We start from the raw sequence: 2,404 nt of genomic DNA on the forward strand, positions 1-2,404 counted from the left end.
CTTCAAGCAAAGGGTCACTTGCTTCATGTAAGGAAAGATTCTTCGTTTCAGGTGCCCAGGCAATCGATACAATCAAACCGATTAGCAGAACTACAGCCATACCAATCATTGAAGTACCCAATCCGAATGAATTTAGACTAATAGGCAGCAGAAATGTTCCAATTGCAGAACCAATCCGACTAATTGCTGTTACCATACCTATTCCAGATCCACGAATCTCAGTTGGAAAAAGCTCTGCTGGGTATACTAATGTAAGGTTTGATGCTGCTGACATGAAAAAAGTAAAGATCAAGAAGGCTATCAACATTAAGAATTGAGAACCATTGTGTAAGAAGCTGAGTGAAAACAATGAAACAGTAAGGATAGTAAAGGCCCCGATGGTAAATCCTCTACGTGAAAATTTCGCAAGCAACCAAAGACCAACAATTGCCCCAATAAGCAAGAATAGATTTAACATTGTATCGGCAAAAAAGTTTTGTTCAAAACCCATTGTACTTAGTATGGACGGTAGGAAAGTGTAGATTGCAAAGTACGGAATGACAAGAGTTAATTTGAATATTCCACCAAAAGCCAAACGCTTACGAAGCTTTTCACTGAAAAGTCCACGAAATCCTAGAGTCTTTTGATTTTCAGTACCAGTAGTCGTTTCACCCATTTCAACGTTCGATCCAAGGTGTTTCTTTACAATCTGGCGAGCTTCTTCGACACGCCCCATGCTGACAAGCCATCTTGGTGATTCAGGCGTTCCTATTCGTAAGATTAAAACCACAATAGCGGGAATAGCAGCACTAACAAGCATCCAACGCCATGAGTCTGAACCAACCTGTCCCAAGTAATGACCCACAAAGTTTGATGCTACATATCCAAGCGTCCATACTACGTTTATAGACGCGAGGAGCGAGGAGCGATACTTTTTTGGTGAAAACTCGGCGAGTAAAGTCGTACCGACAGCGTAATCTCCTCCAAGTCCAAAACCAATTAGTAACCGTAAAATCAAAAGCTCTTCTGGACTACTAACAAAAAATTGTAAAATAGTAGCGATCGTGATAAGTAAAAAGTTTACGAGAAAGATTTTCTGCCTGCCTATACGATCAGAAAGCCTTCCAAGTACCAAAGCTCCCGCAAATAGACCGACTAATGCAGAACTTCCGATCAATCCCGTCCACATTGCATTTAGCTCCAATTGAGGACCAAGTACTGTCAGAGCCATCGCGATGATTCCAAGTGAATAACCATCACAGAAGCTTGATCCAAAAGTAAGGCCAGCAATACGAAAATGAAACTTTTTAAATGGTACATCGTCAATCGTGAATTTTTGTTCGCTCAAAGAATCCCCTCCATTTTTAGATTTTTCAGATATATCAACTTAAAAAAATACTTTACAATGAAATATCAGTTAGGACATATTCCAACAAAATTACTAAATTTTCGGGCCTTCGCAACAACTAATTCAAAATGAATAATCAATATACAAATTGCCAACTCCAGCATGCTGTACTGTACATTCATTATTTCACCATTTGTTATCGCTTTGATATACTTTTACCTCCTAGCTATGAACTTAATTTTATTATGAAAATCTCACAAAAAATATTATAAATTAATGATTATCTTATTATTTATATTATGATATTATATTTCTATTGTATTTTTATTAAAAAAACACAAAACATTTAYAAATATAAACACTTATTACGAAAATTTCGCTAGTATTATCTCTTTTGTGCCAAACTAATGTAACTCAAGTATTATAGAATTCATCATTTTGCAAATACTTGCAACTATCCTCATTCTCCTCAATTTTCTATAAAAGAGTCTTCTACCAAATCACCTATGGAACCGAAGCTATCATGATTAAGCTAAACAATAATCATTGAAATAAATGACTTCACTAAGGATTTTACACCCTTGTATTCTCTCAAATTTTGCCCGTGCTTCCTTTTCAGTGTCATACTCAAACATTTTTATACTGTTCTTCGCATGGACAGTGATTATCCACATAAAAATTCTCTCCCCTTAGAAGATTTTATTTTAAACCCCTTATTTTCCTATTTAAATAGAGATTTTTACATTTTATACCCAGCCACGGAAAGACGAAGCTTCAGCCGACTTTTTAATTCCAACCATATAGGCGGCTAAACGCATATCCACTTTATAAACCTGTGCGGTTTTAACAGAACCATCGTCCATTTTGACAGGTATACGAACTGTCAGCATTCGAAGAGGCTCTTTTAATAATTCAAATAATTCATTTGAGTAACCTAGTTTATTCAGCGCCTCTTTGATGACCGTTTGTGTTGAAAGAAATAAATCAAATGATTCATTTTCCTTTTTCTGTTCCTCGGATAAGCTCTCCGAAGTCTTTATAATTGACATGATATCCACCCCATTATTAGTAATTAAA

2 protein-coding genes and 1 pseudogene are annotated in these 2,404 nt (G+C 36.1%); all 3 read right to left on the reverse strand.

Annotated features, from left to right (window positions below):
* On the reverse strand, positions 1-1,327 hold a 1,327-nt coding region (locus tag AC1DUW_RS25990; protein WP_477643837.1), incomplete at its 3' end, for an MFS transporter.
* Positions 1,328-1,854: 527 nt separating this feature from the next.
* A complete protein-coding gene (locus AC1DUW_RS25995) occupies positions 1,855-2,001 on the reverse strand; it encodes a hypothetical protein (RefSeq protein WP_162878834.1) in 147 nt (48 codons plus the stop codon).
* 150 nt (positions 2,002-2,151) lie between these two features.
* Positions 2,152-2,376 (reverse strand): annotated as a pseudogene (locus AC1DUW_RS26000) (glutamate dehydrogenase); the annotation flags it as partial.
* Positions 2,377-2,404: the final 28 nt, after the last annotated feature.

The sequence above is a fragment of the Peribacillus sp. P4_C12 genome, assembly GCF_056402095.1.

Bases quoted from the DNA above. Each gene is read 5' to 3' on its own strand.
- AC1DUW_RS25995 (WP_162878834.1), bottom strand. From the start codon at position 2,001: ATGTGGATAATCACTGTCCATGCGAAGAACAGTATAAAAATGTTTGAG.